This window comes from Cobetia sp. (assembly GCF_983723665.1).
This window is the reverse complement of the sequence record NZ_CFDJES010000123.1, coordinates 1-5,101: the sequence shown is the minus strand read 5'-3', so window position 1 is coordinate 5,101 and position 5,101 is coordinate 1. Positions and strand designations below refer to the sequence as shown.

Genomic DNA, 5,101 nt, shown 5'->3' with positions numbered 1-5,101 from the left:
GCCATGCATGGCTTCGTGCGTGCCGACACCGAGGCCGCGCTGGAAGCCTGGCGCAAGGTGAATCCGCACATGCCGATGAGTGATGAGCAGCGCCACACCGTCGAACGCGACCTGGCCTGGTATTCACTGGTACGCGACATCCCCAACAACCGCGGCTGGGTCGATCAGCGCCTGACCATCCTCGATGACGAGGAGCTGTTCGATCTGCGCATGCGCAACGCGGTGCGCGATGGCGACTGGCCGCAGGTGCGTGAATGGGTGTTGAAGATGCCGGACCGCTTCCGCAACGAAGCCCGCTACCAGTATTGGCTGGGGCGTGCCGATGACAGCCTGGGCCGCCCGCAGGAAGCACGCGCCGCCTGGACGCGCGCCGCGACCGAGCGCAACTTCTACGGCTTCCTGGCCGCCGACCGTATCGGGCAGGCGTATTCGCTCAATCGCGATGACCAGGACTTCTCCGACGCGGAACTGGCCGAGGTCGCCGAGACGCCGGCCGTCAAGCGTGTCAGGGCGCTGATGAACATCGACGAGATCGGTCTGGCTCGCTCCGAGTGGTTCAACGCCGTCACCCAGGCGGATGACGCCGATGCTCGCCGTCTGGCAGCCTATGCACTGCAGCAGAAATGGTATGACCTGACCGTCTTCGCCACCATCCGCGGCCAGCTGTGGGATGGCCTTTCCTGGCGCTTCCCGCCGGCCTGGCAGCAGGACTTCCAGCGCTTCGGTGCCGATGCCGGCGTCGACCCGTGGATGCTGATGGCACTCGCGCGTCGCGAGAGCGCCTTCAACCCCACCGCCACCTCGCCGGTGGGCGCACGCGGCCTGATGCAGCTGATGCCGGGCACCGCCGCTCAGGTCAGTCGCGGCCTGGGCCTGCCCACGCCCAGCAACGCGGCGCTGGGTGATCCGGTCACCAATATCCGTCTTGGCAGCACCTATATCCGCGAGATGCTGGACCGCTACTCCGGCAACCGCCTGGCCGCCGCCGCGGCCTACAACGCCGGGCCGGGACGCGTCGATCGTTGGCTCGCCGACACCCCGGGCGAATACGACCGCTTCGTCGAGCGTATCCCCTTCAAGGAGACCCGCGAATACGTCAAGGCCGTGCTGGCCTACCGCGTGATCTTCGAAAGCCTGGCCAAGGGCACCAGCGAGGGCGTCAAGGTGGTCAGCGACCGCGAAGTCAGCCAGCGCTACACCACCGCCCTGGTGGATCGCCGCTGAGCCGAGCAGCAGCATCCAGCAACGAAAACGCCAGCCCCAAGGGGCTGGCGTTTTCGTTTCCATGGCATCAGGACCCATGGCATCAGGGCCCATGGCATCATGGTCCATGGCGACAGAGCTCATTGCGCCCTTCAGCCATTCTTTCAGCCATTCGTTCAGTCAGTCATCGCGACGTGGACGAATGGCGGGCGAGGACCCGGACTGGCTCTCGCCCTTGGCTTCTCCCGGTCGCGAGGCAGCCACGCCATTGCCGAACGGCGGCTTCTGCTGAGGGGTATACCGTCCCAGCGCCTCGGCATAGCTCAGGGGTCGCCCTTCATCGCTCCCCTTGCCCTTGCCACGCCAGCCCTGGCGCTTGCCGGGAGCGCCCTGGGGCTGTGGTGCGTCGTCATGGGCCTGAGATTCCGCATGGGAGCGAGACGCATGGACCTGTGCAGCATGGCGCTGAGACGCCCCCTCGCCTTCAGACTCGCTGCCCGGGTATGCCTGCGACACCACCGGCTCCGATGCCGCTCGGCCGGAATAGGCCAAGGGCTGGGAGCGCGTGACGCGCGGTGTACGCATCAGTCGCACCATCAGCCAGACCGCCAGTGCCCAGCAGAGCGTGCCCAGCACGCCATAGACGATCATCGCCCAGACATTGCCGGGGCGGTGGCCGGCATTGATGATGATCACACGCGACAGATCGATGTCGGGCCAGCGCTCGGCCAGCAGGGAGCGCTCATCGCCCGGCAGGTCCGTCTCGGCGTGCAAAACGGTGCCGAACAGGCCATCGGGGAACTCGATCAGCGGCGGCACGTTTTCCAGGCTCTGCACGGAGTCGGTTCGCACCAGCACGCCCATGCGCTCGATGCGCGGCCATTCTTCCGAGGGGATGCCATCGATGCCCCCGAAGGCGCGGGACAGACCGGCCAGCTCCAGCAGATAGGGGTTCATGTCAGAGATGACCGGATAATAGAGCGTCTCGATGCGGCGCCCCCCGTCTGCATTGGCATCGAGGCGGAAGGTCTCGGTGTGCTCGCGATAGACCGCCCAGTGATTGCGCAGCGAGACGAACTGATTGACCGGCAGGTTGCCCTGCTCCACCGACTCGAGATTCAGCGTTTCGGGGCGCGTGGTCACGCGTCCGACCCAGCGCCCCTCATCGACGGCGTACAGCCAGGCCGCTATCCCGGCGACCACCAGCACCACGGCACTCAACCCGCCCAGGCGGCGACGAAGGGTATGTGAAAGACTCATCCGATTGCGTTCCCTGCCAATGCCAGCCTTGATGGGCCGGTCTTCATGTCATGAATGCAGCACTGTACCGCTGCTGTCGTTGGCTCGGGCAGGCGTCAGCACCGGCCCGGGCATCATTGTTGTTCGAGCCGTGCTGCCAATCGATTGCTCTTGTCGCAGTAGCGTTGCCGCAGACGCAGGATCTCCAGAGAATTCGAGGACAGGGCATCCAGCACGTAGCGGTTGCAGGCCTGCTCGGCTTCTCGATGCGCCGCTTCCAGCGCCTTGCGCGCCTTGCGCTCTGCCGGCGTCATGCCCGCATAGGGGTCGCGCCGGGGCTTGAAGGTCGCTGCGGCCTTGCAATACATGGTGCGGGTGTCGATATGCGCCGCCCGCCCCCGGCGCTGCAAGGCATGACAGGTCTCGACGAACAGTCGGCTGGCCATGCGCGAGCACTCGCGCTGCTCGACGGCGGTACCGGTCTTTTCCAGATGTGCACAGACCGATTCATCATCGATGCGCCACAGCTGGTGGCGGAAGTCGATGGTGTAACCGTAGTAAAGCACCCGTACCTGCTGTACGCGGGAATCGTAGACATCACTGATATCCCGAGCCTCCAGGTGCGTGACGACCTTGAGAAAGGCCGCCAGTGTCAATGTCACAGGATCCATGTGTCATCAAGGATACGAACCGTCATCCCATGCGCTCCGTTGCGATGTTGGCAGTGGCCGCTCATCCCTAGCGGCCTAGCGCCAGCCGTGCCCCCAGCAGCACCATGACGGACCCGGTGATGCCTTCCATCCAGCAGGCGACTCGCGGCCTTGCCAGCCAGCGCCCTGCACCACCGACCATCAACGCCACGCTGATCTGCCAGAGATTGGCGATCACGAAGTGGACACCCGCCAGCCACAATGACTTGAGCACGGCCGGGTCGGTCGGCGCGATGAACTGCGGCAGAAAGGCCATGTAGAACACCACCGTCTTGGGATTGAGCACATTGGACAGGAAGCCCTCACGCAGCGGCAGCCAGCACGATACCTGCTGCCGTGTCACGCTGACGTCGACATTCAGCCCGCGTGCGCGCCGCGCACTCTTGAGACTCTTGATGCCCAACCAGATCAGATAGCCCGCCCCGACCAGCTTGAGGGCCGAGAACGCCCATGCCGACTGCAACAGGATCAGCGAGATGCCCGCCGACGACACCAGCGCGTGCACGAAGAGGCCGGCACAGATAGCGAGACTGGTAAGCACGCCGTCACGCAGGCCACCGCGCGAGGTATTGCGAATCACCAGCAGGGTGTCGACCCCGGGCGTGACCGTCAGCAAGATGATGGCCACCACGAAGGACCAGAAGGCAGCATCGAACTGGATGAAATCAAACATGACGAACGTCCTTGCGACAGACCCGCTTCAGTAGCCGAATTCGTGCCCCCATGGCACTGAACAGGCGACCAGTCTAGGCGAGCACGGCCAGCCTGCAAAGCCATCCACACCAAGATGACAGCCTGGTTTGCCTCTGAATGGTGCACTTCAGTCTTTTGTCTTACTGCGTTGCTACACAACGGCGCAGGCGCTCTCATGAGCCCGCAGCTGATGGCCTCCAGAAGCCATCTCGCGTCATCAAGGATATGAGCCTCGACTCCTAAAATACGCTGCGTCGCTGTTGAGCGACCAACGCAGCCTTCAACCTACCAACCAGAACCCCGTGGCGATATCCAGCAGCAGCACCAGCAAGGCCAGCAGGATGACCAGGCCATCCTCCCCGATCAGCCCCAGTCCCAGCAGCAGCAAGGTCGCTGCCGGCAAGGCCGCGGCGAAGGGTACCAGCTCCAGCGGCACCATGGCCGTGGCCAGCAGGATGGTCAGCGCCGCGATACCGCGATAGGCAATGCCGCGCGTCATGAAGCTCAGGCGTGGCTTGAGCAGACGATCGAGGCGTCGCGTCCAGGGCCTTGCCCGCTCGACGCCATGGGTCAGGCGTTGATGCTCGAAACTGAAGCGCGCCAGCCGGCGTGGCAACCACGGCATCTTGCGCCCCAGCAACAGTTGACCCGCTATCAGCACGATGAACAGCGCGCAGGTCGTTGGTACGCCGGGGATCGCCCCGGTCGGCAGCAGTACCAGCAAGGCAGGCAATACCAGCAAGGGGCCGAAGCCCCGGGAGTTGAAGTGCTCCAGAATGTCGCCCAGCGAGATATCCCCTTCGATCTCGCGGTCCAGCTCTTCCAGCAACCCCGTGAGGTTGCCTTCATTGGCGTGCTTGCTCATGCGAGCTCCCTATCGGGAAGATGACGGAGGGTGTGAAGGTCTCGAGCCGTGGCGAGTCAGCTGGTGCCGCCCCGCCACGGTGAATCGTCAGCTGATCGTCAGCCGACCAGGCGATCGCCCAGCATGCCGATCATGAACCCCAGCGAGGCGCCCAATGGCGGTGACCAGTGATGCGCCACCCGCGACTGGGGCGCAATGTCCTGGAAGACGAGATAGAGAATGCCGCCGGCGGCGAAGGCCATCAGTCCGCCCAGCACGCCTGGCGCATCCGCAAGCCACAGATGGCCGGCCAATGCCGCCAGCGGGCCCAGCAGTGACAGCAGCACGAAGGCCCCAAGCCCCTGACGCGCCGTCAGCCCGGCCCCTTCCAGCTCACGATAGGCATTGAAGC

The 5,101-nt window shown here is 64.7% G+C and carries 6 protein-coding genes; 1 reads left to right on the top strand and 5 read right to left on the bottom strand.

The genetic code is table 11. The annotated features are described in order from the left end of the window. On the top strand, window positions 1–1,224 hold a 1,224-nt coding region (locus AC4FAH_RS11645; RefSeq protein WP_490246068.1), incomplete at its 5' end, for a transglycosylase SLT domain-containing protein. A 159-nt stretch (window positions 1,225–1,383) separates the two neighbouring features. Here the strand turns inward: AC4FAH_RS11645 and AC4FAH_RS11640 are convergent. The 5 genes from AC4FAH_RS11640 to AC4FAH_RS11620 all read right to left on the bottom strand — a co-directional run. After that, window positions 1,384–2,463: a hypothetical protein gene (locus AC4FAH_RS11640; RefSeq protein ID WP_288986762.1), complete on the bottom strand. Its 1,080-nt coding sequence runs from the start codon at window positions 2,461–2,463 to the stop codon at window positions 1,384–1,386. 113 nt (window positions 2,464–2,576) lie between these two features. Then, window positions 2,577–3,113, bottom strand: a complete 537-nt coding sequence (locus tag AC4FAH_RS11635; protein ID WP_043335517.1) for a hypothetical protein — start codon at window positions 3,111–3,113, stop codon at window positions 2,577–2,579. A 67-nt stretch (window positions 3,114–3,180) separates the two neighbouring features. After that, window positions 3,181–3,825 (bottom strand): LysE family translocator, encoded by a 645-nt coding sequence (locus AC4FAH_RS11630; RefSeq protein ID WP_286987319.1) that lies wholly within the window; start codon window positions 3,823–3,825, stop codon window positions 3,181–3,183. Between the two features lie 300 nt (window positions 3,826–4,125). After that, entirely contained in the window at window positions 4,126–4,710 is a 585-nt protein-coding gene (locus AC4FAH_RS11625; RefSeq protein WP_043335511.1) for an exopolysaccharide biosynthesis protein, read from the bottom strand. Window positions 4,711–4,808: 98 nt separating this feature from the next. Then, on the bottom strand, window positions 4,809–5,101 hold a 293-nt coding region (locus AC4FAH_RS11620; RefSeq protein WP_490246067.1), incomplete at its 5' end, for a ZIP family metal transporter.

Coding starts and splice junctions, on each gene's coding strand:
- AC4FAH_RS11635 (WP_043335517.1), bottom strand. CDS start 3,113: ATGGATCCTGTGACATTGACACTGGCGGCCTTTCTCAAGGTCGTCACG.
- AC4FAH_RS11630 (WP_286987319.1), bottom strand. CDS start 3,825: ATGTTTGATTTCATCCAGTTCGATGCTGCCTTCTGGTCCTTCGTGGTG.
- AC4FAH_RS11640 (WP_288986762.1), bottom strand. CDS start 2,463: ATGAGTCTTTCACATACCCTTCGTCGCCGCCTGGGCGGGTTGAGTGCC.
- AC4FAH_RS11625 (WP_043335511.1), bottom strand. CDS start 4,710: ATGAGCAAGCACGCCAATGAAGGCAACCTCACGGGGTTGCTGGAAGAG.